Raw genomic sequence first — 25,169 nt, 5'->3', positions numbered from 1 at the left:
GGTTTCGCCGTGTCTGGCTCAAGGTTGAAGGTCACTGCTCTTCGGACTGCCGTGCCCTTCAAGCTGGTCGTAACGTTCTCCGACGAGTCGTCGGGAATGTTCGATGCCCGCGCCATGCTTGCCGAGCGCGGCGAGGGCGTGGAGCCTTTGCGTGACCGTGCCTTCTTTGGAACGGTCGAGCTGAAAAACGGCGTGCCGACTTGGCCGAACCACTTCGACATCTCGCCGGCCTGGCTGCGCGAGGAAATGGAAAAACGCGGTGAACTGAATCTGCCGCTGCCGGTCCGCCGCAGGCGCTGACCGAACGAAAAGGAGAGCATGCCATGTCGTTCTGGAAGACCCTGTTTGGTGGTGGTGCCGCCAGTGCCGAGCCCGCCGGGGACAAGGTGCTCGGCGAAGAGAGCTACAAGGGCTTTGTGATCAAGGCCATCGAGATGAAGGCCGGCAGCGAATTGCAGCTGGCGGGGACCATCGAGAAAGAGATTGGCGGCGAGCACAAGACTTACCGGTTTGTGCGTGCAGACCGCATGACCTCGCGCGACGATCTGGTCGCGCTGGCCCTGTCCAAGGGTCGGCAGATCATCGACGAGCAGGGCGAGCGGATTTTCAACTAGCCTGACTGATACACGCAATCTGGCAGATGCCGGGCACGCGGACCGCAAGGGGCTGCGTGGCCGCCTGTCGTACTTGGAGAAAGACCATGGCCAAAAAGCCAACTGCCCGCAGTGAATTTGTGATGTTCGACGTGTTCTATGTCGACGGCAGCCAGCGTTCGAACCGCAAGGTGGATGCAAGCCTGCTGGGTGGGCTGGACGGGGACGAGCCCGCCCGCGCCGCCATCGAGGAACAGGATCGTCTGATCTCGGAGAAGTCGGGCCTGCCGCCGCTGGAAATCAAGACCATCAAGCGCAGCGGCAAGTAAGATGAGCGCCGATCTGCAGCTTGGTCGCGTGGTGGCGACACCGGATCGTCCCGAAGACGCCGTGCTGGACCCGGTGCCCAATCCGCACCCGGATGTGAACTATGTGGCGCGCTATGTGGCGCCAGAGTTTACCTCGCTGTGCCCGGTGACCGGGCAACCGGACTTTGCCCATCTGGTGATCGACTATGTGCCGGACCAGTTCCTGGTCGAGTCCAAGTCGCTCAAGCTCTATCTCACCTCGTTCCGCAACCATGGTGCGTTCCACGAGGGCTGCACCATCGACATTGCCAAGAAGATCATCGACACCATTGCCCCGCGCTGGCTGCGCATCGGCGGCTACTGGTATCCGCGCGGCGGGTTGCCGATCGATGTGTTCTGGCAGACCGGACCCGCGCCCGACGGCGTGTGGGTGCCTGACCAGGGCGTGCCGGCCTATCGCGGTCGCGGCTAGTCCACCCGTCTTGATTTGGTGAATCCGGCTCAATGCCCTAGGGTGTTGGGGCCGGTACATTTTTTATCGCCGCAAGCTCAAGCGAGCCAAGCGTGGTCTTTTTGACCCCGCCATGGTCCAAGCGCGCCTTCCTGGCGCGACAACAGACAATGGAGTCGCCGATGCCGTTTTCCAAACTGCTTTCCCGTATTGTTGCAGCCATCTTTCTGGTTGCCGCCATCGCCACTGGAATTGGTGGTGTGTGGCTTGCCGCCATTGGCGGCTCGTTCTTTTATGTTCTTCTGGCCCTGGCCCTGGCGGCGACCGCTCTACTGACCTGGCGGGGGCGACCGCTGGCCCTTTGGGTCTATGCGGGCACGCTGGCTGTCTCGATGATCTGGGCCCTCTGGGAAGTGGGGCTGGACTGGTGGGCACTGGCGCCGCGCGGCGACGTGCTGGTGATCCTGGGCGTGCTGTTGGGCCTGCCCTGGGTCGTGGGCGCCCTGCGTGCCGACCGGGTGCGTCGCTCCGGCTGGATGGCGCTGGGCGGCACGATTGCGGCGAGCGTCGTGGTGGCTGTTGTCGCCATGTTCATGGACCCGCACGACATTACCGGAAGCCTGCCGGAGGCGCGGGCTGAAGCTTCGGTGCCGTCGACAGTGGCCGTGCCCGATGGCGAGTGGCAGTCCTATGGCCGCACGGCCTATGGCCAGCGCTATTCGCCCCTGGACCAGATCACGCCAGACAATGTGGCCCAGCTCCAGGTGGCCTGGGAATACAAGACCGGCGATATCCGTGGCGAAAGCGACCCGGGGGAAACCACCTATGAGGTGACCCCGCTCAAGGTCGGCGACACGCTCTATCTGTGCACACCACACAATCTGGTGGTGGCGCTCGATGCCGAGACCGGGGCGGAGAAGTGGCTGTTCGATCCGCTGCTGCAGCAGCCGGACAAGGAAAATACCCAGCACCTGACCTGCCGTGGCGTGAGCTATTATGACGGTGCGGGTGCCTTGGCTGCGTCCGCGCAGCGTGTGGCTGCAACGACAGCTGCGCCGGATGCGGCGACCGCAACTGGCGTAAATTCCGCGGAGGACAATGCGACTGTCCCGGCTGCAGACGCGACGCTGACCACGCCAACGCCAGACCCGGCGCTGCCGCTGGAAACGGCCAATGCTGACTGCATTCAGCGTCTGTTCCTGCCGACGGCAGATGGCCGGCTGATTGCGCTCAGTGCCGCGACCGGCGAAGTCTGTCCGGGCTTTGGTGGCGCGGACGGGACCGTGGACCTCTGGGCCAATATGCCCAATGTAACGGCCGGGTCGTATTACTCGACATCGCCGCCGGTGGTGACGGCCGACCTGATCGTGGTCGGCGGCGCCGTCAATGACAATGTCTCGACCACCGAACCGTCGGGTGTGATCCGCGCCTTTGACATCAACACAGGTGAATTGGTCTGGAACTGGGACAGCCGCAACCCCGACGAGACGGCGCCGATTGCGCCCGGCCAGACCTATGTCGAGAACTCTCCCAACAGCTGGAGCGTGTCGAGTTTCGATCCGGCACTGGGGCTGATCTATGTGCCGATGGGCAATCAGCCCCCCGACCAGTACGGGGGCAATCGTGATGCCAATGTGGAGCGGTTCTCCTCGTCGATTGTCGCGCTCGATGCCGAAACCGGCACGGTGCGCTGGGTGTTCCAGGGCGTGCACCACGATCTGTGGGATATGGATGTGCCCGCCCAGCCGAGCCTGGTTGACTTGACCATCGATGGCCAGACCGTGCCGGCGCTGGTCGCACCGACCAAGCAGGGCGAGATCTTTGTGCTCAATCGGGAGACCGGCGAGCCGGTCCTGCCGGTGACGGAAGTGCCGGCGCCCGAAGGCGCTGTCGCTGGGGACTTTACCGCGCCGACACAGCCGAAGTCGGCACTGTCCTTCGAGCCCAAGCCGCTGACGGAAGCCTCTATGTGGGGCGCGACGATGTTCGACCAGATCGCCTGTCGCATCGCCTTCCACTCGCTGAACTATGAGGGGCGCTATACCCCGCCCAGCGAGAAGGGCTCAATCATCTATCCTGGCAATTTCGGCGCCTTCAACTGGGGCGCCGTGTCGGTTGATCCTGAGCGCCAGGTGATGTTCGGCATGCCGGTCTATCTGGCGTTCACGTCCAAGCTGATCCCGCGCCCCAATGACGAGACCCGCGTGGTGACGAGTGAAGGTGCGCCTGCGTTCAACGAGAATTTCGGCGCACCCTATGCCGCCGAGATGGGGGCCTTCCTGTCGCCGGTTGGGCTGCCCTGCCAGCAGCCACCGTGGGGCTATGTGGCCGGCGCTGACCTGACGACGGGCGAGATTGTCTATCGCCATGTCAACGGAACGGTGCAGGACCTTTCGCCGGTGCCGCTGCCGCTCAAGATGGGCGTACCCGGCATTGGCGGACCGATCACCACCAAGGGTGGCGTGGCATTCCTCAGCGGTACGCTGGACTATTATGCCCGCGCCTATGATGTGACGACCGGCCAGCAGCTGTGGGAAAGCCGGCTGCCCGCGGGCGGGCAGGCGACGCCGATGACCTATTGGTCCGAGGAGAGCCAGCGCCAGTTCGTGGTGGTGGTCGCCGGTGGCCATGGCTCGACGGGGACCAAGGCGGGCGATGAGATCATCGCCTACGCCCTGCCCAAGAGCTGAGCCGCCGTTTGGCGATGAACTTAGAAAAGGGGCGCGCGGCGCCCCTTTTTTTGCTGTGTGGATCAGGCGCCGAGGGCCTTGTCGACCGCAGGCTTGACCACCGTGCCATAGAGCTCGATGGCCTTCATGACCTTGTCGTGCGGCAAGGTGCCTACGCTGAGCTGCAGGCCGAAGCGGTCGTGCTTGAACCATTCGTGCTGCATGAGGATCTTGTCGATGATCTCCTGCGGCGAGCCCATGAAATAGGCGCCATTGGGCGTGGCGCTGGCGTCGAACTGGGCGCGGGTGGTCGGGGGCCAGCCACGCTCCTTGCCAATCCGGTTCATGGCTTCGCTATGGGCCGGATAGGCGAGATTGCGCGCATCCTGGCTGTCGGCCGCGATGAAGCCATGCGAGCTGATCCCGACCGGCAGGGACTTGGGGTCGCGTCCGACCTTGGTGGCCGTCTCGCGGTAGAAATCGACGAGCGGCGCGAACTGGCGCGGCTGGCCGCCGATGATGGCAATCATCAGGGGCAGGCCATAATAGGCAGCGCGGGCCACCGAGTTGGGCGTGCCACCGACGGCGATCCAGAGCGGGATGGGCTGCTGTACCGGCACGGGATAGAGGGCAATGCCCGGGATGGGCTTGGTGTGCTGGCCGCCGGGCCAGGAGATGGCGCCACCTTCGCGCAGCTTGAGCAGCAGTTCGAGCTTTTCCTCGAACAGGGTGTCGTAGTCGTTGAGATCAAGTCCGAAGAGCGGGAAGCTCTCGATGAAGGACCCGCGACCAGCCATGATCTCGGCGCGGCCATTGCTGAGATTGTCCAGCGTCGCAAACTGCTGGTAGACGCGGATCGGATCTTCCGAGCTCAACACGGTGACGGCGGTGGAGAGACGGATCGACTTGGTGCGCGCGGCGGCGGCAGCCAGGATGGTGACCGGCGCCGAGGCGGTATAGTCGGGGCGGTGATGTTCGCCCAGACCGTAGAAGGACAGGCCGAGCTGGTCGGCCAGCTCGATCTCCTCAAGCAGATCGCGCAGGCGTTCGGCCGGGCTCTGCAGGGCGCCGCCGTTCAGCGGATCGGGAGTGTTTTCAGCGAAAGAGTAAAGTCCGAGTTCCATGGTGACCCCTTGGTTGGGTCACACATGGACGCGGGGGACGGGGGGATCAAGAACGCACAGTGGTGTAACTGCGCGTTCCGAGACCACGGGCCGGGTCAGACGTTGGTCGCAGAAGGTGTGTAGTCAAAGCCGGCGACAGGCTGTGGCGCACGGGCGCCGGCAGCCTTGTGAACTTCGGCAACCAGCCCGGGCGCGAGGTTCAGCTTGCTGGCGAGCGCGTCGAGATAGGCGCGCTCGGAAGCGGTATCTGCCGTGATGGCCACCAGGGAGGCCGCATAGACTTCGAGGGCAACTTCGGGCGTCGTGGCGCGGGATACCACAGCATTGATGTCGAGCGGGCTCGACAGCTCGTCAAACACCCAGGCCTTTTCCTCGGGCGAGAGGGTCATGGTCTCGAGGCGGGCGAAGATGGCGTCCTTTTCGTCGGCATCGATGCGGCCATCGGCCTTGGCCGCGGCGATCATGGCGCGGACGAGCGTCTTGCCCAATTGTTCCTGCGCCTGCTCGTCGCTGGCGGCGGGAATGAAGGCATCCTGCGGTGCCGGGGCTGCAGCGCCTGGCTGGCTCTTCTGATAGTTCTGCCAGGCATTGTAGGCGAGCCCGCCCACAGCGGCCACGGCACCGATCTTGACGGCATTGCCGGCGAGCTTGCCCAGGCCGCCGCCGCTGAGCAGCATGCCGGCGGCCAGACCTGCCGCGCCAGTCATGGCGGTGCGTTGGGTGTTCTTGTCGGTCTGGAGGGCTTTGACGATCTGATCGATGTTGAACATGGTGGCTCCCTTTTGCATTGAGACAGCAGATGGGGAGCGACCATGGCGACTGCAAGGCGCGCAGCCGGGACGCATTGCCGCGGGGCAAGCCCTAGATGTCGGGCGTCTTGTCCTTGCCGGGCTTTTTGGAGATGCGGTCGATCAGGGCCAGGAACAGCGCCGAGGCGATGAAGGTGATGTGCAGGATCGTGTACCACATGATCTGGTTGTCAACGTATTGGGGCACGTTGAGGAAAACCTGGAGCAGGTGGATCGAGGAAATCGCCACGATGGTGGAGGCGACCTTGATCTTGAGCGAGCCCGCGTCGATCTGGCCGAGCCAGTGCACATCGTCCTCATTGTCGAAGCGCGAGACGAAGTTCTCGTAGCCAGAGATGATGACCATGACGACCAGGCTGGCAATCAGGGCGGCGTCGATCAGGCCGAGGACCTTGAGGATGGTCTCGGTCTCGTCCATGCCGAGCATGTGGCTGGCGAAGTCCCACAGTTTGAAGCCAAAGCTGACAGCATAGAGCGCCAGCGCCAGGCCCAACCCGATGTAGAACGCGACCAGAAGCCAGCGGGAGGCCAGGATGATGCTCTCGATGAAAACTTCCAGCTTCTTCATGGGGTGCTCCGGCACAGGGTGGTGCTGAAATACCAATTCCTGCGGCGCTGGCAAGATAGGCAATGGCCGGGGCACCAAAAACAAAAGGGCCGGGCTTGAAGCCCGGCCCTCGACTGTCTGGCTGACGGATCGCCTATCGGTTGTTGGCGACCGTGATCAGCGGGGTGATGCGGCGGATAGTGACGCGACGGTTCTCACGTTCCCCCTGTTCCGTACGGATCTTGAGGTAGCGCTCGCCATAGCCCTGGGTGGCCAGGTTTTCCGGCGGCACGCCGTAGAAGTCGGTCAGGATGCGCGCAACGGTTGCGGCACGCAGATCGGAGAGCTGCAGGTTGGAAATCTCCGAACCCACGGCATCGGTGTGACCCTCGATCAGGAAGGTCTCGCCCGGGTTGCGGGCCAGCAGTTCAAGCATGGCGTTGGCAACGGTCGAGAGGGCACCCACCTGGTCGCGGCTGATGCTGGCCTTGCCGGTGTCGAAGGTCAGGCCACCGACTTCGAGCTTGCGCACGCTGTCACGAATACGGGCAGAGCGCTTGACCTCGTCGATCGAGTAGATGCGAGCGACCTGTTCGACCGGGGGCTGCTCGAAGAAGATCTGCACCTGGCGCTCGTCGGCGTCGTTGGCATCGAGCACGTAGTCACGCACCGGAATGTTCAGACGCAGCGGCGGCAGGTCCAGGCCGGGATCGCGCCAGGTATCGAGATCGGTGTCAAAGCGGTCATCGAAATAGGCCAGCACGTATTCACGGCCGTCATCATCGATGCGCGAACGACGCAGGATGTCGCCATTGCGATTGCGCACGGTGATGATCTGGCTGCCGTCGGGACGGGTGATCGTCTCGCGGACGCGGCCATTGCTCAGGTTTTCGTAGAAGATCTCGTCTTCCTGGGCGTTGTAGAAGCGGTCCGTGTCCTGGCCCACCGAGTTCACGATCAGCTGCGTGCCGACCTGCAGGATCACCTGGGTGATGGCCTGGCCGGGGTCAAGCGGCTGCACCGTGGTCTGGTTCACGGCGACATTGTTCTGCTGACCGATGTTGGTCTCAGAATTGTCGACGTTGGTGACCGAGGTGTTGTTGTTGGTGATGTTGGTGGTGCTGGTCGAGCCGTAGTTGGTGACGTTGTTGACCACATTGGTCTGGTTGATGATCGTCACATTCTGCGGCACGGCCTGGGGCTCAAGCGCAGCGGCAGTCACCATGGTGCCTTCCTCGGCCGTAACAGGGGCGATGGCTTCCATGGTCTGGATGCGGGCCTGAGCGTCCGCGTCGCTGGTGGGCGCAGGTTCGGCCGGAGCTTCCGCAACAGGTACAGCTTCGGCAGCGGCTTCGCCTTCGACCGAGACGGCGGCTTCAGGTTCCTTGGCGCTGTCGAGCACCGGGGCGACCTGCTCCTGGGTCACGCCTTCCGGCAGGGTCTCGATGACCTCTGCGGGCTGTTCGGGCGTGACGGCGGCATCAGGCTGCCCCATGTCGGGGACGGTGGGCAGGGCCAGGCCATAATTGGCCAGGCATGCGGCGACGTCAGTCATGCCGTTCTGGGCGCAGAGATCGGCGATGGCCTTCTCAGCCTCGTCCATGCGGGCCTGAGCGGCCGCCATATCGCCACCAGCCATCATATCGGCCACGGCAGCGTTATAGGCGTCGACCTGGGCAGCCAGATCGGCAGAGATGTCGACGGCGGGGGCCTCTTCAGCAGGCGCGGCTTCAGCGGCCGGAGCGGGCTCCGCCTCGGGCGCCGGCTCAGCCTCAGCTGCCGGTGCGGGCTCCGCTTCGGGCGCCGGGGCTGGTTCGGGCGCGGGTTCCGGAGCAGGTTCTGCAGCGGGTGCAGGTTCGGCTGCCGGCGTGGGCTCGGCGGGAACAGGCGCCAGGCTCATGCCATAGGTGGCCAGGCATTCGTCAAGATTGCCGATTTCCACCTGGGCGCAGAGCTGGGCCATGGCGTCCTGGGCGCGGGCGATCTGGTCGAGCGCAGCATTGCGGTCGCCACCGGCCTCGATGTCGGCCACGGCAGCGTTATAGGCGTCGACCTGGGCCTGGAGATCGGCCGTGATGTCGATAGCCGGGGCTGGCTCGAGAGCGGGTTCGGGTGCCGGTTCGACAGCCGGCTCAGGCTCGGGCGCTGGCGCCGGTTCTGCTTCAGCTGCCGGTGCAGGCTCGGCGGCAGGCGCGGCTTCTGGAGCCGGCTCGGCTGCGGGTTCAGCGGCGGGCGCGGGCTCTGCAGCCGGCGCGGTCTCGGCCTGTGCATTGGCGGCTACGGCCGCTTCCAGCGCGGCGACGCATTCGTCAAAACTGGCATAGCCAGCCACGATACAGGCTTCGGTCAGCCTGGCCTGAGCCGCCGCAGTGGCGTCGGCATCGCCAGACGCCTGGGCGGTGGTGAATTCCTGATAGACGGCGAGCAGTTCGCTGTCCTGTGCCTGCACGCTGAGCGGGGCCATGCTGAGCAGGCCGATGCTGGTGCCGGTGAGAAGCCAGTTTCGAAGGCGCATTGTTGTTATCCTTGCTTGGATTGGCATTGAGCCGACCATCGTGGTCGCCGCCTGAACGCAGTGTGAATGGGATTGTCAGGGTGGCGAGGGTTTGCGTCTATTGCTAAGGTCTTGTGGCGTATAATATTTCTACGCGAAGCGGTCAGGTCATGACTACAAGAGGCCGTGCGAACATGGCGCGAATGCGGCGGTGCGGATCAAGACTGTGACCCGATGCTGGCAGATGCCCTCCGGTTCGTGCTAGGCCGGGCCATGCAACAGGCAATCGACACGCTCACGATCCCCACCCGCGGGCAGGGGCTTTACGAAATCACCCGACCGGTGCGGGCGTTCGTCACCCAGAATGACATCGCTACGGGCCTGCTCACCGTCTATGTGCGGCACACCTCGTGTTCCCTGTTGATCCAGGAGAATGCGGACAGCGATGTGCAGACCGATCTCAATGGCTTCTTTGACCGGCTGGTGCCTGAGGGCATGGACTGGCTGGTGCACACCACAGAGGGTGCCGACGACATGCCGGCCCATATCAGGGCGGCACTGACGCAGACTTCGATCGGCATTCCCATCAGCGACGGGTTGCCGGTGTTCGGCACCTGGCAGGGGCTTTATCTGTTTGAGCACCGCAGGCGCCCGCACCAGCGCAGCGTGGTGCTGCATGTGATCGGAGATCGCTGATGGATTGGGGCATGCTGGCCAGTTACTGGCCCTTTGTGCTGGCGCTGATGGTGACCGGGGTGGCGTCCGGGCTTGCGGCTGGCCTCTTGGGCGTTGGCGGCGGGGCCATCATTGTGCCGGCGCTGTCTCTGGTCCTGTCGGTGCTGGGCTATGACAGCGATGTGGTGCAGCACGTGGCCGTGGGCACGTCGCTGGCCATCATCATCCCCACGGGGCTCGCCAGCGCGCGGGCGCATTGGAAGCGCGGATCCCTCGACAGCAAGACACTGTGGCTGTGGGTGCCCTTCATCGTGACCGGGACGTTCATCGGCGGGCTGATGGCTGGGCTGTTCTCGGGCGATGTGCTGCGCATCGTGTTTGCCGTGATGGCCTTTGTGATTGCGGCCAATATCGTGTTCGCCTTCCAGACGCGGCTGATGGGCCATCTGCGCGGCTCGGCGCTGACGCACCGGATCGCGGCCTTTGTGGTGGGCTATATCTCGGCTCTGATGGGGATCGGTGGCGGTTCGCTGAGCGTGCCGACGCTGGTGGCATTTGGTGCGACCATGCACGCGGCCGTGGGAACATCGGCCGCCATCGGGGTGGCCATTGCGTTGTCGGGCACGCTGGGATTCGCCATTTCGGGCTGGGGCGTGGCCGGGCTGCCGCCGCTCAGCATTGGCTATATCAACCTGGCCGCATTGCTGTTGGTGGCGGTGTTGGCGGCGCTGTTTGCCCCGCTGGGCGCGCGGCTGGCACATCGCCTTGACCAGAAGGCGCTCAAGACCGTCTTTGCGGTGTTTCTGGTGGTCGTGGGCCTGAACATGCTGTGGAAGGTTCTGGCCGGATAGAAGCGGGTTGGTGGGGACGGGTGACTACGGAGGACCGCCCCCACCGCCCAAGCCCCCTCAAAGAGGGGTATTGGAACGTTTATTTGCTCGTGTCAGCCAGTTCCCACTGAACGGTGACATTGATCGCGAAACTCATTTCGCCGGCTTCGACCGGTACCTTGGCGGCATCGGACATCTCGGCTCGCGCATACATGGGGTAGGGTTGCGGCGCATTGAACCCCTGCGTCTCAGAAATCGACATAATCTCGTCCAGGCTGCTGCCGGCGGCCGTGGCATAGAGCTCAGCCTTGGCCTTGGCATCGGCGAACGCGGCCTTGCGTGCCTCGTTGTACAGCTCGGTCGGATCGGCAACAGCAAAGGTTACGCCGCCGATGGTGTTGGCACCCACGGTCACCGACTTGTCGAGGATGGCCCCCAGGTCGGCCAGCTTGCGCACCGTGACGGTGACATTGTTGGAGACCTGGTAGCCGTCGATCTTGGGCGGCTGGGAATAGCCATTGGCGTCGCGGGCATCGGAATAGACATAGTTCGGATTGACGGCAAAGCCAGAGGTCTGGATGTCGCGCGCCTCAATGCCGGACTGCTTGAGGCTCTCGATCAGGGCGGCCATGGCAGCCGTGTTGGCGTCAAGCGCCTCACGGGCGGTGGCGCCCTGGGTGGTAACGCCCGAATTGATCATGGCCATATCGGGAGCGGCAGTGATCTCGCCGTGGCCGTCTATTGAAATAGAGCCGGCAAGGGCCGGTGCGGAAACGCCAGCGAGCAGGGCAAAGGGGATCAGGAAAGCAATAGGGCGCATCAAAAACTCCGAAAATCGGTGGGGCAGTAGTCCCCACCCAATGCGTCAGTAATGCGGCACAGATGAACCGGACTTGAACGCAGCTGTGGATCATTTGCGGCCAAAAGTATGATTTATCTCGGCCCGGGGCCTTGCGCCCGGTGTTGGCGGTGCGCTAGTCACAGCGGAGTCAATCGAGGGGCAGAGCATGGACAGCAGGCACTATCCGGACGGTATCCTTGTGGGTCGCGCGCGTGTTCCCGGACATGATCATCCGCGTGTGGTGACCGTGCGCGACGGCATGGTGGTGGACATAACCGCCAAGGGCATGGCGACCGTGCGCGACATCGCCGAGAGCGGTCGCGCCGCCGAGCACGTCCTGAACACTGCCGGTACAATTGTCGGCTCGGCCGATACAATTCTGGCCAACAGTGTTGCCGCCGATCACGATGCGACAGTTGCCAGCCTCCTCTCCCCCATCGATCTCCAGGCCATCAAGGCGTCGGGCGTCACCTTTGTGGTGTCGCTGCTGGAGAGAGTAATCGAAGAACAGGCCCGCGGGGATAAGTCACGGGCAGATGCCCTGCGTGGCGAAATCCTGACGCTGATCGGCACCGACCTGAGCGAGCTGGTGCCGGGCTCGGAAACAGCGGCCAGTGTGAAGGCGGCGCTGGTGGCCAAGGGGGTGTGGAGCCAGTACCTGGAAGTGGGTATCGGCCCGGACGCCGAAATCTTCACCAAGGGCCAGCCGATGAGCTCGGTGGGCTATGGTGCCGAAGTGGGCCTGCATCCGGTGTCGAGCTGGAACAATCCGGAGCCGGAAGTGGCGCTGCTGGTAACGAGCAAGGGCGACATCATCGGCGCAACGCTGGGCAATGACGTCAATCTGCGCGACGTCGAGGGGCGCTCGGCGCTGCTGCTGGGCAAGGCCAAGGACAACAATGCCTCGGCGTCCCTCGGGCCGTTCGTGCGGCTGTTCGATGGCGATTTCACGCTGGACTCGATCAAGCGGGCCGAGATTGCGCTGCGGGTGGAGGGCGAGGACGGCTTTGTGCTCGATGGCCATTCCTCGATGAGCCAGATCTCGCGCACGCCAGAATCGCTGGTGGCGGCGACAATCGGCGGGCATCACCAGTATCCGGACGGTCTGGTGCTCTATCTGGGCACCATGTTTGCGCCGGTGAAGGATCGCGACGGCGCCGGCAAGGGCTTTACCCACAAGCTGGGCGACACCGTCACCATCTCGACATCTGCGCTGGGCACCCTATCTAACAGGGTGAACCTCTCCACCCATTGTCCGCCCTGGACCTATGGCGCCAGCCATTTGCTGCGCGACCTGGCCAAGGCCGACCTTCTCTAAACAAAACCATTCACCCGAAAGGCACACCACATGGCTGAACTGCACAAGAACCTGATCGATGGGGAATGGGTCGGCTCGGACGGTATCGAGAACATCAACCCGTCCAACACCAGCGAAGTTGTGGGCGTCTATGCCCGCGCCACCGCTGAAGAAACCAAGCAGGCCATTGCTGCCGCCAAGGCTGCGTTCCCGGCCTGGTCGCGCTCGGGCATTCTCGAACGCCATGCCATTCTGTCCAAGGCCAGCCAGGAAATCCTGGCCCGCAAGGCCGAACTGGGTGCGCTGCTGAGCCGCGAAGAGGGCAAGACCCTGCCCGAAGGCATTGGCGAGGTGACCCGCGCCGCGCAGATCTTCGACTTCTTTGCCGGTGAAGTGCTGCGCCTGGCTGGCGAAGTGCTGCCGAGCGTGCGCCCCGGCGTGGGCGTTGAAATCACCCGGGAACCGATTGGCGTGATCGGCATCATCACGCCGTGGAACTTCCCCATTGCCATCCCGACCTGGAAGATTGCCCCGGCCCTGGCCTATGGCAACACCGTGGTGATCAAGCCGGCCGACCTGGTACCCGGCTCGACCTGGGCGATTGTCGATATCCTCGTCCGTGCCGGCCTGCCCAAGGGCGTGCTGAACCTCGTCATGGGCAAGGGCTCGGTGGTGGGCCAGACCATGCTGGACAGCAAGGACGTGATCGCGATCACCTTCACCGGCTCGGTGGGCACCGGCAAGCGCGTGGCTGCCGCCTCGATCGAAGTCGGCCGCAAGTTCCAGCTCGAAATGGGCGGCAAGAACCCCACAGTTGTGCTCGATGACGCCGACCTCAAGGTGGCGGTGGAAACCGTGGCACAGTCGGCCTTCTTCTCGACCGGCCAGCGTTGCACGGCCTCGAGCCGCGTGATCGTGACCGAAGGCATTCACGACAAGTTCGTCGATGCCCTGTGCGAGCGCACCAAGAACCTGCGCGTCGGCGACGCCATGGACAGCAATACCGAAATCGGGCCGGTGGTTGATCCCAGCCAGCTCAAGCAGGACATGGACTACATCGGCATCGGCCAGGACGAAGGCGCCGAACTGCGCGCTGGCGGCCAGCGCGTCAATGCGCCGACGGAAGGCTATTTCCTGCAGCCGGCCCTGTTCACCGGCGTGACCAACCAGATGCGCATTGCCCGCGAAGAGATCTTCGGGCCGGTGGCTGCGGTCATCAAGGTGAAGGACTACGAAGAGGCGCTGGCCACGGCCAATGACACCGAGTTTGGTCTCAGCGCCGGCATCGTGACGACCTCGCTCAAGTATGCCACGCACTTCAAGCGCAATGCCGAAGCCGGCATGGTGATGGTCAATGTGCCGACGGCAGGCGTCGACTTCCACGTGCCGTTTGGCGGCCGCAAGGGCTCCAGCTACGGTCCGCGCGAGCAGGGCAAGTACGCGGCGGAATTCTTCACCGTGGTCAAGACGGCCTATACCGCTGCCGGCTAAGCGCCGGGCAAGGTTTGGATTTTTCAGCGGCCCCGGGTGATCCCCGGGGCCGTTTCTGTTTGGGGTTCAGGCGCTGGCGGCCTTGGCCATAGCGGTGTGGCCGATGAGCTCGCAGAGCTTGAATATGCCCACTTCGATGCGGGCCTCGTCGCAGAGGGCAAAGCTGAGGCGCAGGGTGTTGCGCCCGCTGCCATCGGGGAAGAAGGCGCCGCCCGGGACGAAGGCGACATCGGCACGGATGGCGCGCTGCAGCAGTTCGGCGGCGTCGATATGCCCGGGCAATTCAGCCCAGACGAACATACCGCCCTCCGGGCGCGACCATGTCATGCCGGGCGGCGCGTAGCGGGCGAGGGCGGCCAGCATGGCATCGCGACGGCTGCGATAGACCGAGCGGATGCGCTGAACCTGGTCGTCAAAGCCGGCTGCGGCGACCTGGTGGATGACCATCTGGTTGACCGTGGAGGTATGCAGGTCTGCGCCTTGCTTGAGCATGGTGAGCTTGCGGATCAGCGACGTCGGTCCGCAGACCCAGCCGACGCGCATGCCGGGGGAGAGCGTCTTGGAGAAGCTGCCGCTATAGAGCGTGCGGGTGGATTCGAGGTCGCTGGCGCCATTGGCATCGAGCGCGGCGATGGATGGCAGGGCGACGCCATCGTAGCGCAGGGCGGTATAGGCGGCGTCCTCGACGATGACGGCATTGAGCTGACGCGCCTGTTCGAGCGTGCGCAGGCGGGCGACGCGCGACATGGTCTCGCCGGTAGGATTGGCAAAGTCGGGCATGACATAGGCCAGGCGCGCGGGATCGGCGCCAATGGCCTGGGGTGCATCGATGTCGGCAAAGCCGGGCTCGAAGGCCGAGAAGGACTGCAGCGCGCCCAGATAGGTGGGGCGGGTGGTGAGCACAGTGCTGCCAGGGTCGATCAGCAATTTGCCAATCAGATCAAGCGCCTGCTGCGAGCCGGTGGTGACCAGCACATTGTCTGGGCTGGCGGGAACGCCCAGGGACTGCATGTGGGTAGCGATCCACTGGCGCAGCGGCAGATAGCCCTCGGTGGTGGAATATTGCAGCGCCTCGCGGGCGACCTGGGGGCCGCCAAAGGCCTCGTGACAGGCAGCCTGGAACAGGCCCAGGTTGAACAGCGCCGGATCTGGAATGCCGCCGGCAAAGGAAATCATCGACGGCTTGCCGACCAGCTTGAGCAATTCGCGGATCTCGGAAGCCTTGAGCGCCTGGGCGCGGGTGGAAAGGCGAAAATCAACTGGTGTCATTTTGTATCACCGTGTATCAATACGACAGATACAAACACCGAAGAATTGTTATGTCAATACTATTGACCTTATTTGTTCGTTCGCGCAGTGTGCGCGTCGTCAGCGGGCGGATAAGGGTCCGTCCACCGGGGCGTGAGGCAAGATTGTCCCGCCTTGGGGTGACTGTGACACCAGTATAGCGCGCCGCCTGGGGGCGGGGAGAAAGGGAGACGATGAGCTTTGTGACCGACTATCCGGCGGCGCCGTCTGCAGTGGCCGAGGCGCATTTTGCGCAAAGGCTGGCGCTGGAGACCGACTGCGCTGACGTGCATGCGGCGCTGACGGCGGGCGATATGGACTTCGTGCTGCTGCATGTGGTGGGCTCCCCGGAGGCCTATGCGCGGCGGCATGTGCCGGGCGCCGTGCACCTGCCGCATCGGCAGATTACGCCCGAGCGCATGGCCGAATGGCCGGCGGACACGCTGTTTGTGGTGTATTGCGCGGGGCCGCATTGCAATGGCGCCGACCAGGCGGCGCTGAAGCTGGCGCGGCTGGGACGACCTGTGAAGCTGATGATCGGCGGGATCACCGGTTGGGCCGATGAGGGCTTTGCCTTTGGCAGCGTGGGCGAAACTTCCGCGCGCATTGCGCCCAATCGCTAGCAAAGGGCTGACCGAAATCACCACTCATTGCTCACATGGTGAGAAGGCTGCGCGGCCTCTACTGACCAGGCGCGTGCTGTGCTAGTGTCCGCTGCATGAATGATACAATTTCTGCATTGAGCAATACAATGCAGTTGGCGGATGATGATCTGCCGCTGCATGAGCGGGTTGCTGCAGCCGTGGAGGCCGCGATTGCGTCGGGGAAATATGCCCCGGGCGCGCGACTGCCGACGCATCGCCAGCTGGCCCAGCAATTCTCGGTGTCGATCGGCAGCGTGACCCGCGCCATCGATGCGCTGAGCGCGCGCGGGGTGGTGCGCGGCGAGATCGGGCGCGGCACCTTCGTGCTCGATCGCAGCGACAGCGCGGGCGATGATGGCGGACTGGTCGATCTGTCGATCAATGCGCCCGCGCCGGTGATCAGCCTGGCGCAGATGGCCGAGGCAAGTGCCATTGCCAACCGGCAGGCCCTGGCGCTGCCCAATGGGGGCTATGTCGACCTGACCGGAACCGAACGGCAGCGTGGGGCGCTGGCGGGCTGGCTGAGCGCCAACCGCACGCCGCTCGTGGCTGACGAGATCGTTCTGTGCAACGGGGCGCAGCAGGGGCTGCACCTGGCGTTTGCCGAGCAGCGGGCGCAATCGGCGGTGATCCTGACCGAGACAGCGACCTATCCGGGGGCGCTGGCGGCCGTGGCCAATCTGGGCATGCGCATGCATCCGGTGGCGGTGGACAGCGAGGGCATGGTGCCGGCGGCGCTGGAGCAGGCACTGGCCGAGACCGGTGCCAAGACCATCTATACGACGCCGGTGTGCCAGAACCCGCTGGGCTTTGAGACCGGGCCGGCGCGGCGGCGGGCGCTGCTGGCGCTGGCGCAGCAATACGGCGCCATGATCGTCGAAGACGACATTTATGGGTTTTATGCCAGCAAGGGTGGACCGAGCTACAAGGCCATGGCGCCCGAGCAGGTCTATTTCGTCACCAGCCTCTCCAAGAGCCTGACGCCGCTGGTCCGCGTGGGCGTGCTGGCGCCGCCATCGGCGCAGCTGCCGTCGGTGCGCAAGCGGTTGCGGGCCGAAGGCTGGGGCCTGCCGCCCTATGTGGCCGAAATGGCGGCGGCCATGATCGAGTGCGGCCTGGCCGATACAGCTGCGGCAGCGCTGCGCAGCGAGGCGCGGCTGCGGCTGGGCATGGCGCAGGAGATCCTGGGGCTGGAGGCTTTGCTGATGCCGGATGGGGCGCCACATGTCTGGTTGCCCATGGCGCCGCTGCGGGCCGAACAGGTGGCGCGGCGCGCCAGCGAGGCCGGGGTGCGGCTGACGCCGCCATCGGCGACCCAGGTCGGCGGCGTGCCGGTGGCGGGCATTCGCCTGTGCCTGATGGCGCCGCCGCGGGCGACCCTGGCGCGGGCGCTGGGCGTGATTGCGCGCATCCTGGCGACGGAAGAAGAGGTGGTGGTTTAGGTCCTGAGATTGTGGCTCTCGCCCCCTCCCAGCCTCCGCCAGAAGGGGGAGGGACCGCTCGGTGTTTGCGGCCGGCCTCTGATGTCGTCGTCAGCGTCATCACCCGGCGTGTCCGGGTGATCCATGGATGTGGTGCTGGATTGCCCGGACGGGCCGGGCAATGACGGGATGGGGGCAGACCATCGCAACTGCGCTGAATCCCTCACCTGCCCATGCGGGGCGACCTCTCCGCTCACTGGCGAGGTGGGGCTCAGCGGTTGGGGATGGCCGTTGCGGACTTGTCAAAGCGGGGCGATCGGCTCAAGAGGGATGGGTGGTTGAGTTGACGTGAGGCGTGATGATGAGCGAGCGGGCACCGGTGCTGGCGCCGTTCCGGCACGAAACGTTCCGGCTGCTGTGGCTGGCAACGCTGGTGTCCAACCTGGGCGGGCTGGTGCAGTCGGTCGGCGCGGGCTGGATGATGACCACGCTGACCAGTTCGCACAATATGGTGGCGCTGGTGCAGGCGGCGGCAACGCTGCCGATCATGGTGTTCTCCATCGCTGCAGGCGCGCTGGCGGATAATTTCGACCGCCGCATCGTGATGATCATTGCGCAGAGCGGCATGGCGCTGGTGTCGCTGCTGCTGGCAGTGCTGGGGCTGATGGGGCTGCTCACGCCCTGGCTGCTGCTCGTGTTCACCTTCCTGATCGGCTCGGGCACGGCGCTGTTCAACCCCAGCTGGCAGGCCTCGATGGGCGATATCGTGCCGCGCGAGGATCTGCCGGGTGCTGTGACGCTCAATTCGATGGGCTTCAACATGATGCGCAGCGTCGGCCCGGCGGTGGGCGGGCTGATCGTGGCGCTGGCCGGAGCATCGGCTGCCTTTGCGCTCAATGCGGTGAGCTATGTGCCGCTCGTGGGGGCGCTGATCCGCTGGAAGCCCAATTATGCGCCCAGCCGTCTGCCGCGCGAGAGCTTTGTCAGCGCGGTGCTGGCCGGCATTCGCTATGTGTCGCTGTCGCCGAACCTCACCACGGTGCTGCTGCGCGGCTTCCTGTTCGGCTTTGCCGCGGTGGCCGTGCTGGCGCTGCTGCCCAGTATCTCGCGCGACTATGTCGGTGGGGGCGCCATGGTCTATGGCACGCTGCTGGGCTGTTTCGGGCTGGGCGCGATCGGCGGCGCCTACCTCAATGGCTGGGCGCGGGAGCGCTACAGCAATGAGCGCATCGTGCGGATTGCCTGCCTGGTGTTCGCGCTCGCCTGCGTTGGGCTGGGGTTCAGTCGCGATGGCCTGCTGAGCCATGCCGTGCTGCTGCCGGCAGGCGCCTGCTGGGTAATGTCGCTCAGCCTGTTCAATGTCTCGATCCAGTTGTCGTCGCCGCGCTGGGTGGTGGGGCGCGCGCTCTCGCTCTATCAGACCGCGACCTTTGGCGGCATGGCGGCGGGCAGCTGGGTGTGGGGCATGAGCGCCGATGGCGTGGGACCGGACTGGACACTGGCCATCGTGGCGCTGGTGATGGTGGTCTGCGCGCTGCTGGGGCTGCGCCTGCCGCTGCCGCAATTTGAATCGCGCGACCTCAACCCGCTCAATACGTTCAACGAGCCGGTGCTGCAGCTGGACCTGATGCCGCGCAGCGGGCCGATCATGGTGATGGTCGACTATCGCATCGATCAGGCCGATATCCCGCAGTTTCTGGCGCTGATGACGGATCGGCGGCGCATAAGGCTGCGGGACGGGGCGCGGCAATGGGCGCTGCTGCGCGACCTGGAGCAACCCGATCTGTGGGTGGAAAGCTATCATGTGCCGACCTGGGTGGACTATGTGCGGCACAATTTGCGGCGCACCAAGGCCGATGCCGAGAACACCAGCGCCGTGCGGGCGCTGCATCGCGGCGAGGGGCCGCCGCATGTGCATCGCATGATCGAGCGGCAGACCGTGCCGCGCGAGGACGACACGCCGCTGCGTCCAGTGAGCGAGGTTTAGGGCGCGGCGTCGTCGCGGTCGTCGAAGCAGCGCCGACGGCAATCCCGACAACAGGTTCCGTGGTTCACCGGCCTAGGCCGCCACCTGGTTCATCCTTGCCAGGCCACGCTGCAGGGCCTGGAAGCACGCACTGTCGATTGCTGTGCCAACGTCGCGGCTCATCAATTCGATGGCGTCCGGCACCAACATCGCCTTGCGATATGGCCGGTCGGCAGTCAGGGCGTCGAACACGTCGGCGGTCGTGACGATACGAGTATCCAGGTTGATGGCGCTGGCATCGATGCCATAGGGATAACCCTTGCCATCCAGGCGTTCATGATGATTGCCCGCAATGTCGGCGGTATCCTTGAGGGCTTCAATCTTTGACAAGATGACCCGGCCCAATGCCGGATGACGCCTGATCGCGACCCATTCCTCAGAGTCCGGGCGCCCATTCTTGTCGAGGATCGTATTGGAGACCCCGAGCTTGCCCAGGTCATGAAGAAGTGCGGCCCGACGCAGCCAGCGGCGGCGATCCGGCGCATAGCCGAGCTCATCGGCAATCAGATCGGTAAACAGGGCAACGCGTTCACTATGACCGGCAGTGAACGGGCTCTTGGCGTCGACGACGCGCGCAAAGCCGGCGGCAATGTTATCAAGGTAGTCCTCGTCAATGTCGCGGATCAGCGTTCGCGGCTCAAGCTGGACAACCAGCTGCTGCAGATCGTTGGCGGTCAGGCCGGTCCAGACGGTGGGCCTGTCTTCCAGCGCCTCCATGGCGCCAACCAGTTGGGGGTCGAACCAGCGGCCCGCGCGCGACCGGACCTCGGCGAGGGCGGCGCCTTTGCCGCCCCGCATGAAGAAAACGTCGGCGACCTGGACAAGCAGCGCAATCCGGCCAAAGAGCGAGATTTCACTGCCGGACCGGCCGAGCGGCTGGCCGGACCCATCCCAGTGTTCGTCCAGATCGAGGATGCCGGCGGCAACAGACTCCGAAAAGCGCATCGTCCGAGCGATCTCGGCGCCGCGCTGGCACCTCGTATCGATCAGTTCGCGCGCTATTTCACCGCCATTGCGAGCGATGTGGATCATGGCCTGGAGGCGTTCGATCATGCCCGAGTTGCGGCCGGTATTGCTGATCAGAAAACGCAGGACTTCGGGCAGCCTATTGTCGACCATCTTGTAGGAATGCTTGAAGCTCAGGTCGTCAGCCAGATAGAGGCTACAGATGCGCGCAGCATTTGAACTGCATCCAATATCCTTGAGCAACAAGGTGTAATAGAGGTCGGACAGCTCCCCCTCTGACAAGCCGATCTGTGCGCCGATATGCATGCCCAGCCAGCAGCACCTCAGGCTATGGCCGACGGGCTGACCCTCGGTGATATCGAGCGCAAAACTGAGCGCGCCCACAACCTCGGAAAGATGAATAGTCGCGCTGTTCTTGGCCATGTCGTCCTCACGCAGGCATGATGGCAGACAAGCGTTAATGCCGAATTGGCCTCAGGGGGGGCCATTTGACGGGTTGGCGATACCGATACTGGTGCGAGGCAACAGTCTCGGCAACGGCGTATCCGACGCCGCAGGCGATGGTGCCGGCCCGATGCCGGCATGATCGCGTTGCGGTCATTCGCACCTGCAATTTGCGCCATGGCGTGCTGTCGTTCGATCGATCGCGCTGCTAGAAGGATGAACAGATGGGGCCAAAGTCCCCGGGGGGCCAGGCGGATATAAGCAAGACAAGTCGATGAATTTGCCCAAAGTGTCTTGCTGATTGTGGAGCCGGTCCTAGGCGCAAGACCGTTGCCGCGAGGCGCCTCGAAGCCCCTCAGGGGCGAGGTGGGGTGCGGTGGGCGTTGAGGGAAAGGTACAGTGAGCGCTATCGCTGGTGGATTGCCCGGACGAGCCGGGCAATGACGGGGATGGGCCGGGAGTCTCGGCCGATGGCGCCGGGGCTTTCGTACCCCCACCTAGCCTCCCCCTGAAGGGGGAGGGACGGCGCGGGGGGGGAGGCCGTCGGTCCGCCATTCACCCGTCGCTGCCGCGGTCGCTCACGCCACCTGCGCAAACCGTTCGTCAAAAGCGTAGCCGGCGCCGCGGACGGTGCGGATGGGGTCGGTTTCGCGGCCGCGGTTGATGGCGCGGCGCAGGCGACCGATGTGGACATCAACGGTGCGCTCGTCGACATAGACGTCATTGCCCCAGACGCCATCGAGCAGTTGCTCGCGCGAATAGACACGGCCGGGATGGCGCATGAGATATTCGAGCAGGCGGTATTCGGTGGGGCCCAGGTGCACGTCGCGGGTGGCGCGGCGGACCCGGTGGGTGGTGCGGTCGAGCTCGAGATCGCCGACCTTGAGGGCGGCGGTGACGAGATTGGGGTTGGCCCGGCGCAGCAGGGCATGGATACGGGCGACCAGCTCGGGCACCGAGAAGGGCTTGACCACATAGTCGTCGGCACCGGTTGCCAGGCCCCGGACGCGCTCTTCTTCCTCACCGCGGGCGGTGAGCATGATGATCGGCACGCGGGCGGTTTCCTCGCGGGCGCGCAGGCGGCGGCAGATCTCGATGCCGGAGATTTCCGGCAGCATCCAGTCGAGCAGGATCAGATCGGGCAGCTTGTCCTGGATGGCGTGGGTGGCTTCGTCGCCGGTTTCGGCGGTGACGACGCGAAAGCCCTCGGCTTCCAGATTGTAGCGCAGGAGGATGGCGATATCGCCTTCGTCCTCAACAACAAGAATGGTGGCTGGCATCGACTAGACCTTGATCTGTGTCCGCTGCAGCTGCTCGACCTCGCCCGACAATTGCTTGCCGGTCTGCAGGTAATAGGCGCGCTCGGCGATATTGGTGGCGTGGTCGCCAATGCGTTCGAGGTTCTTGGCGCAGAACAGCAGGTGGGTGCAGGGGGAGATGTTGCGCGGATCTTCCATCATGTAGGTCAGCAGTTCGCGGAAGAGCGAGGTGTGCATGGCATCGACCTCGTCATCGCGGTTGCAGACCTCGATGGCGCCCTGGGCGTCGCGGTTGGAATAGGCGTTCAGCGATTCCTTGATCTGGCGCAGCACCAGGGCGGTCATGTTCTTGACGCCATTGTAGAAGGTGGGCTGCAGGCTGATGCCATCGAGCTTGAGCGACCGGCGGGCCAACTGCTTGGCCATGTCGCCGACGCGCTCGAGATCGGACGCGACGTGGATGGCGGTGACGATGGCGCGCAGGTCCGACGCCATGGGCTGGCGACGGGCGATCATGGAGACGGCCATGTCGTCGATCTTGCGCTGCATGTCGTCGATGCGCTGGTCGGCGATGATGGTGACGTCGGCCAGCTCGCGGTCGAGCGTGAGCAGGGCCTTGGTGCCGTTCTCGATGGCGACTTCGACCTCGCCGCCCATCTCGGCAATGGTCTGCGCCAGGGCGGTCAGTTCGTCGTTGTAGGAAGATACGATGTGCTCGGGAGTCATGCTGTGTCCTCTGGACCGTGCCGGGGCGCGGCGGTTAGCCGATGCGGCCCATGATATAGTCCTGGGTCTGCTTGTTCACCGGATTGGTGAAGATGTCTTCGGTGACGCCTTCCTCAATCAGATTGCCCAGATGGAAGAAGGCCGTGCGCTGGCTGACGCGGGCCGCCTGCTGCATGGAGTGGGTGACGATGACGATGGTGTAGTTCTCGCGCAGCTCGTCGATCAGCTCTTCGATGATGGCGGTGGCGATGGGGTCCAAGGCCGAGCAGGGCTCGTCCATCAGGATGACCTCGGGACCAACGGCAATGGCGCGGGCAATGCACAGGCGCTGCTGCTGGCCGCCGGAGAGGCCGGTGCCGGGTTCGTTGAGGCGGTCCTTGACCTCCTCAAAGAGGCCCGCCTTGCGCAGGGACGAGACCACGATCTCGTCGAGATCGGCCTTGGACCGGGCCAGGCCATGGATCTTGGGGCCGTAGGCGACGTTTTCGTAGATCGACTTGGGGAAGGGATTGGGCTTCTGGAAAACCATGCCGATGCGGGCGCGCAGCTCGACCACGTCGAGCTGGGGATCATAGATGTCCTCGCCATCGAGCTTGATGGTGCCGCCGACCTTGGCGCCCTCGATGGTGTCGTTCATGCGATTGATGCAGCGCAGGAAGGTTGACTTGCCGCAGCCCGAGGGCCCGATGAAGGAGGTGACGGCGCGATCGGGGATGTCGATCGAGATGCCGTGCAGGGCCTGCTTGGCACCATAATGCACGGTGACGTCGCGCGCGGTCAGGCGGATCGGGCGTTCGAGAGCGTCGATGGGATTCATGGTGCTGTTCACTGATTGCTGAGTCATCTTAACCTTGCCGGCGACCATATCCATTTGCGTCATCCTTGTGTCTGGTATCGCGATCAGGCGCGCTTTTCGAGGCGGCTGCGCAGGTAGATCGCGACGCCGTTGAGGCAAATCATCACCAGAAGCAGGACGATGATCGCCGCGGCAGTGCGGGGTTCAAAGAAATTGCGGTTTTCATTGCCCTGCCAGAGATAGATCTGAACGGGCAGGGCGGTGGCCTGGTCAAACGGGGTGACCGGGACGGAGGCGACGAAGGCCTTCATGCCGATCAGCAGGAGCGGGGCGGTTTCGCCCAGGGCGTGGGCCACGCCCAGGATGGTGGCGGTCAGGATCGAGGGGAAGGTGACCGGCAGCACATGGTGGAACACCATCTGCGTCTTGGACGCGCCCATGCCCAGGGCCGCCTGGCGCAGGGCGGGCGAGACGCCCAGCAGCGCACCGCGGGTGGCGATGATGATGGTGGGCAGGGTCATCAGCGTCAGCACCAGGCCACCCACGATGGGGGCCGAGATGGGCAGGTGCATGTAGTTGATGAAGGCCGCGGCGCCGAGCAGACCGAAGACGATGGAGGGCACGGCCGCCAGATTGTTGATGTTGACCTCGATGAAGTCGGTGAGCCGCGACTTGGGCGCGAATTCCTCGAGATAGATGGCGCTGGCCACCCCGATCGGCACCGCCAGGACGATGACGATCAGCATCATGTAGAGCGTGCCGACGAAGGCGCCGAGCAGACCGGCGCTGGCCGGGGCCGAGCGGCTGTCGACATTGGTCAGGATAGACCAGGCAAAGCCGTTGCTGATCGCACCGGAGGCGACCATGGAGTCGATGACGGCGCGGGCAGGGGCGGAGAGCTGCTGCTGGCTGTCGGGCAGCGAGCGGTCGATATTGCCCTTGATCCAGTTGGCGGCATTGGCCGAGGCGAGCACGTCCATCTCGATGGTCTTGCCCATCAGGCTGGGGTCGGCAACGAAGCGCTCACGAATTTCGTGGCGGGCATCGGTCTCGGCGATGGCGAGAAGGTCCTTGCTGGAGATCTCGACGCCGGCCGGAACCAGCGTGCGCAGGCTGGCCTCGACGACCTTGTTCCAGTTGAGCATGGCAACGCTGCGCTGCCACTTGAGATCGGCAGCCTGGAAATCGGCGTCCGACTGGCCGGAAGCCTGGACCGGCGGCGGCTCGACACCGATGAGCTCGGGATCGAAGGTCACCGACAGGTGCAGGTTGGACTGGGTAAAGGCGGGGATGCCCTTGCGGCCGACGTCGATGAACAGCAGGGCAACAAAGCCCAGCGCCAGGACGACCGCCGCCAGGCCGAGGCCGCGGAAGATCTTCTCGCTCATGTTGCGCCGGGTCAGGCTGGCGCGGATGAGCTTTGTCCGCTCGAGGGACGACTGGTGGGTGGTGGACACAGTAGCGGTCATGA

Annotated in this window: 23 protein-coding genes; 12 read left to right on the top strand and 11 right to left on the bottom strand. The window is 64.5% G+C overall.

Annotated features, from left to right (window positions below; translation table 11 throughout):
- The first annotated feature begins 51 nt into the window (after window positions 1-51).
- The 5 genes from K1177_RS10180 (at window position 52) to K1177_RS10160 (ending at window position 4,042) form a co-directional block, all read left to right on the top strand.
- Entirely contained in the window at window positions 52-300 is a 249-nt protein-coding gene (locus tag K1177_RS10180; RefSeq protein WP_318153287.1) for a DUF2442 domain-containing protein, read from the top strand.
- A gap of 23 nt (window positions 301-323) precedes the next feature.
- Window positions 324-614 carry an HlyU family transcriptional regulator gene (locus tag K1177_RS10175; protein WP_224703190.1) on the top strand — a complete coding sequence of 97 codons (291 nt, stop codon included), beginning with the start codon at window positions 324-326 and terminating at the stop codon, window positions 612-614.
- A gap of 86 nt (window positions 615-700) precedes the next feature.
- Window positions 701-922: a hypothetical protein gene (locus K1177_RS10170; protein ID WP_224703189.1), complete on the top strand. Its 222-nt coding sequence runs from the start codon at window positions 701-703 to the stop codon at window positions 920-922.
- Window position 923: 1 nt separating this feature from the next.
- Entirely contained in the window at window positions 924-1,373 is a 450-nt protein-coding gene (gene queF / locus K1177_RS10165; protein WP_224703188.1) for a preQ(1) synthase, read from the top strand.
- Between the two features lie 161 nt (window positions 1,374-1,534).
- The gene (locus tag K1177_RS10160; RefSeq protein WP_224703187.1) at window positions 1,535-4,042 is read left to right on the top strand and encodes a membrane-bound PQQ-dependent dehydrogenase, glucose/quinate/shikimate family; all 2,508 of its coding nucleotides are present in this window, start codon (window positions 1,535-1,537) and stop codon (window positions 4,040-4,042) included.
- Window positions 4,043-4,104: 62 nt separating this feature from the next.
- Here K1177_RS10160 and K1177_RS10155 read toward each other — a convergent pair whose 3' ends face one another.
- The 4 genes from K1177_RS10155 to K1177_RS10140 all read right to left on the bottom strand — a co-directional run bounded on the left by K1177_RS10155 (window position 4,105) and on the right by K1177_RS10140 (window position 9,016).
- Complete coding sequence (locus tag K1177_RS10155; RefSeq protein WP_224703186.1) at window positions 4,105-5,145, bottom strand: LLM class flavin-dependent oxidoreductase; 1,041 nt, start codon at window positions 5,143-5,145, stop codon at window positions 4,105-4,107.
- 95 nt (window positions 5,146-5,240) lie between these two features.
- Complete coding sequence (locus tag K1177_RS10150; protein ID WP_224703185.1) at window positions 5,241-5,915, bottom strand: tellurite resistance TerB family protein; 675 nt, start codon at window positions 5,913-5,915, stop codon at window positions 5,241-5,243.
- Window positions 5,916-6,006: 91 nt separating this feature from the next.
- Entirely contained in the window at window positions 6,007-6,522 is a 516-nt protein-coding gene (locus K1177_RS10145) for a TIGR00645 family protein (protein ID WP_224703184.1), read from the bottom strand.
- A 133-nt stretch (window positions 6,523-6,655) separates the two neighbouring features.
- Window positions 6,656-9,016 (bottom strand): OmpA family protein, encoded by a 2,361-nt coding sequence (locus tag K1177_RS10140; RefSeq protein WP_224703183.1) that lies wholly within the window; start codon window positions 9,014-9,016, stop codon window positions 6,656-6,658.
- Between the two features lie 252 nt (window positions 9,017-9,268).
- On the opposite strand from K1177_RS10140, the gene K1177_RS10135 reads away from it, so the two are divergent.
- Together K1177_RS10135 and K1177_RS10130 are read left to right on the top strand one after the other, a co-directional pair.
- Complete coding sequence (locus K1177_RS10135) at window positions 9,269-9,691, top strand: secondary thiamine-phosphate synthase enzyme YjbQ (protein WP_224703182.1); 423 nt, start codon at window positions 9,269-9,271, stop codon at window positions 9,689-9,691.
- Window positions 9,691-10,521: a sulfite exporter TauE/SafE family protein gene (locus K1177_RS10130; protein ID WP_224703181.1), complete on the top strand. Its 831-nt coding sequence runs from the start codon at window positions 9,691-9,693 to the stop codon at window positions 10,519-10,521. The genes K1177_RS10135 and K1177_RS10130 overlap by 1 nt, the downstream gene beginning before the upstream one ends.
- A 79-nt stretch (window positions 10,522-10,600) precedes the next feature.
- Here the strand turns inward: K1177_RS10130 and K1177_RS10125 are convergent, their stop codons facing one another.
- Entirely contained in the window at window positions 10,601-11,320 is a 720-nt protein-coding gene (locus K1177_RS10125; RefSeq protein ID WP_224703180.1) for an SIMPL domain-containing protein, read from the bottom strand.
- 187 nt (window positions 11,321-11,507) lie between these two features.
- Here K1177_RS10125 and K1177_RS10120 point away from each other — a divergent pair, with 187 nt between their 5' ends.
- Together K1177_RS10120 and K1177_RS10115 are read left to right on the top strand one after the other, a co-directional pair.
- Window positions 11,508-12,659, top strand: coding sequence for a fumarylacetoacetate hydrolase family protein (locus K1177_RS10120; protein WP_224703179.1), 1,152 nt, complete (start codon window positions 11,508-11,510; stop codon window positions 12,657-12,659).
- A gap of 30 nt (window positions 12,660-12,689) precedes the next feature.
- Window positions 12,690-14,129 carry an aldehyde dehydrogenase family protein gene (locus tag K1177_RS10115; protein WP_224703178.1) on the top strand — a complete coding sequence of 480 codons (1,440 nt, stop codon included), beginning with the start codon at window positions 12,690-12,692 and terminating at the stop codon, window positions 14,127-14,129.
- A 66-nt stretch (window positions 14,130-14,195) separates the two neighbouring features.
- On the opposite strand, the gene K1177_RS10110 is transcribed toward K1177_RS10115, so the two are convergent.
- Window positions 14,196-15,398 carry an aminotransferase-like domain-containing protein gene (locus K1177_RS10110; protein WP_224703177.1) on the bottom strand — a complete coding sequence of 401 codons (1,203 nt, stop codon included), beginning with the start codon at window positions 15,396-15,398 and terminating at the stop codon, window positions 14,196-14,198.
- 212 nt (window positions 15,399-15,610) lie between these two features.
- Here K1177_RS10110 and K1177_RS10105 point away from each other — a divergent pair, with 212 nt between their 5' ends.
- The 3 genes from K1177_RS10105 (at window position 15,611) to K1177_RS10095 (ending at window position 19,468) form a co-directional block, all read left to right on the top strand.
- On the top strand, window positions 15,611-16,039 hold the full coding sequence (locus K1177_RS10105; protein WP_224703176.1) for a rhodanese-like domain-containing protein: 429 nt from the start codon (window positions 15,611-15,613) through the stop codon (window positions 16,037-16,039).
- A gap of 128 nt (window positions 16,040-16,167) precedes the next feature.
- On the top strand, window positions 16,168-17,502 hold the full coding sequence (locus K1177_RS10100) for an aminotransferase-like domain-containing protein (protein ID WP_224703175.1): 1,335 nt from the start codon (window positions 16,168-16,170) through the stop codon (window positions 17,500-17,502).
- A 340-nt stretch (window positions 17,503-17,842) separates the two neighbouring features.
- Window positions 17,843-19,468 carry an MFS transporter gene (locus K1177_RS10095; protein ID WP_224703174.1) on the top strand — a complete coding sequence of 542 codons (1,626 nt, stop codon included), beginning with the start codon at window positions 17,843-17,845 and terminating at the stop codon, window positions 19,466-19,468.
- A 72-nt stretch (window positions 19,469-19,540) separates the two neighbouring features.
- On the opposite strand, the gene K1177_RS10090 is transcribed toward K1177_RS10095, so the two are convergent.
- The 5 genes from K1177_RS10090 to pstA form a co-directional block, all read right to left on the bottom strand.
- On the bottom strand, window positions 19,541-20,896 hold the full coding sequence (locus K1177_RS10090) for an HD-GYP domain-containing protein (protein ID WP_224703173.1): 1,356 nt from the start codon (window positions 20,894-20,896) through the stop codon (window positions 19,541-19,543).
- Between the two features lie 599 nt (window positions 20,897-21,495).
- The gene (gene phoB, locus K1177_RS10085; RefSeq protein ID WP_224703172.1) at window positions 21,496-22,197 is read right to left on the bottom strand and encodes a phosphate regulon transcriptional regulator PhoB; all 702 of its coding nucleotides are present in this window, start codon (window positions 22,195-22,197) and stop codon (window positions 21,496-21,498) included.
- Between the two features lie 3 nt (window positions 22,198-22,200).
- Window positions 22,201-22,902 carry a phosphate signaling complex protein PhoU gene (phoU, locus tag K1177_RS10080; RefSeq protein WP_224703171.1) on the bottom strand — a complete coding sequence of 234 codons (702 nt, stop codon included), beginning with the start codon at window positions 22,900-22,902 and terminating at the stop codon, window positions 22,201-22,203.
- Window positions 22,903-22,936: 34 nt separating this feature from the next.
- On the bottom strand, window positions 22,937-23,719 hold the full coding sequence (gene pstB / locus K1177_RS10075; protein WP_224703170.1) for a phosphate ABC transporter ATP-binding protein PstB: 783 nt from the start codon (window positions 23,717-23,719) through the stop codon (window positions 22,937-22,939).
- A gap of 83 nt (window positions 23,720-23,802) precedes the next feature.
- Window positions 23,803-25,167, bottom strand: coding sequence for a phosphate ABC transporter permease PstA (gene pstA, locus K1177_RS10070; protein WP_224703169.1), 1,365 nt, complete (start codon window positions 25,165-25,167; stop codon window positions 23,803-23,805).
- Window positions 25,168-25,169: the final 2 nt, after the last annotated feature.

This window comes from Devosia aquimaris (genome assembly GCF_020169335.1).
Lineage (GTDB): Bacteria > Pseudomonadota > Alphaproteobacteria > Rhizobiales > Devosiaceae > Devosia > Devosia aquimaris.
This window is presented reverse-complemented; position numbering and strand designations above follow the sequence as displayed.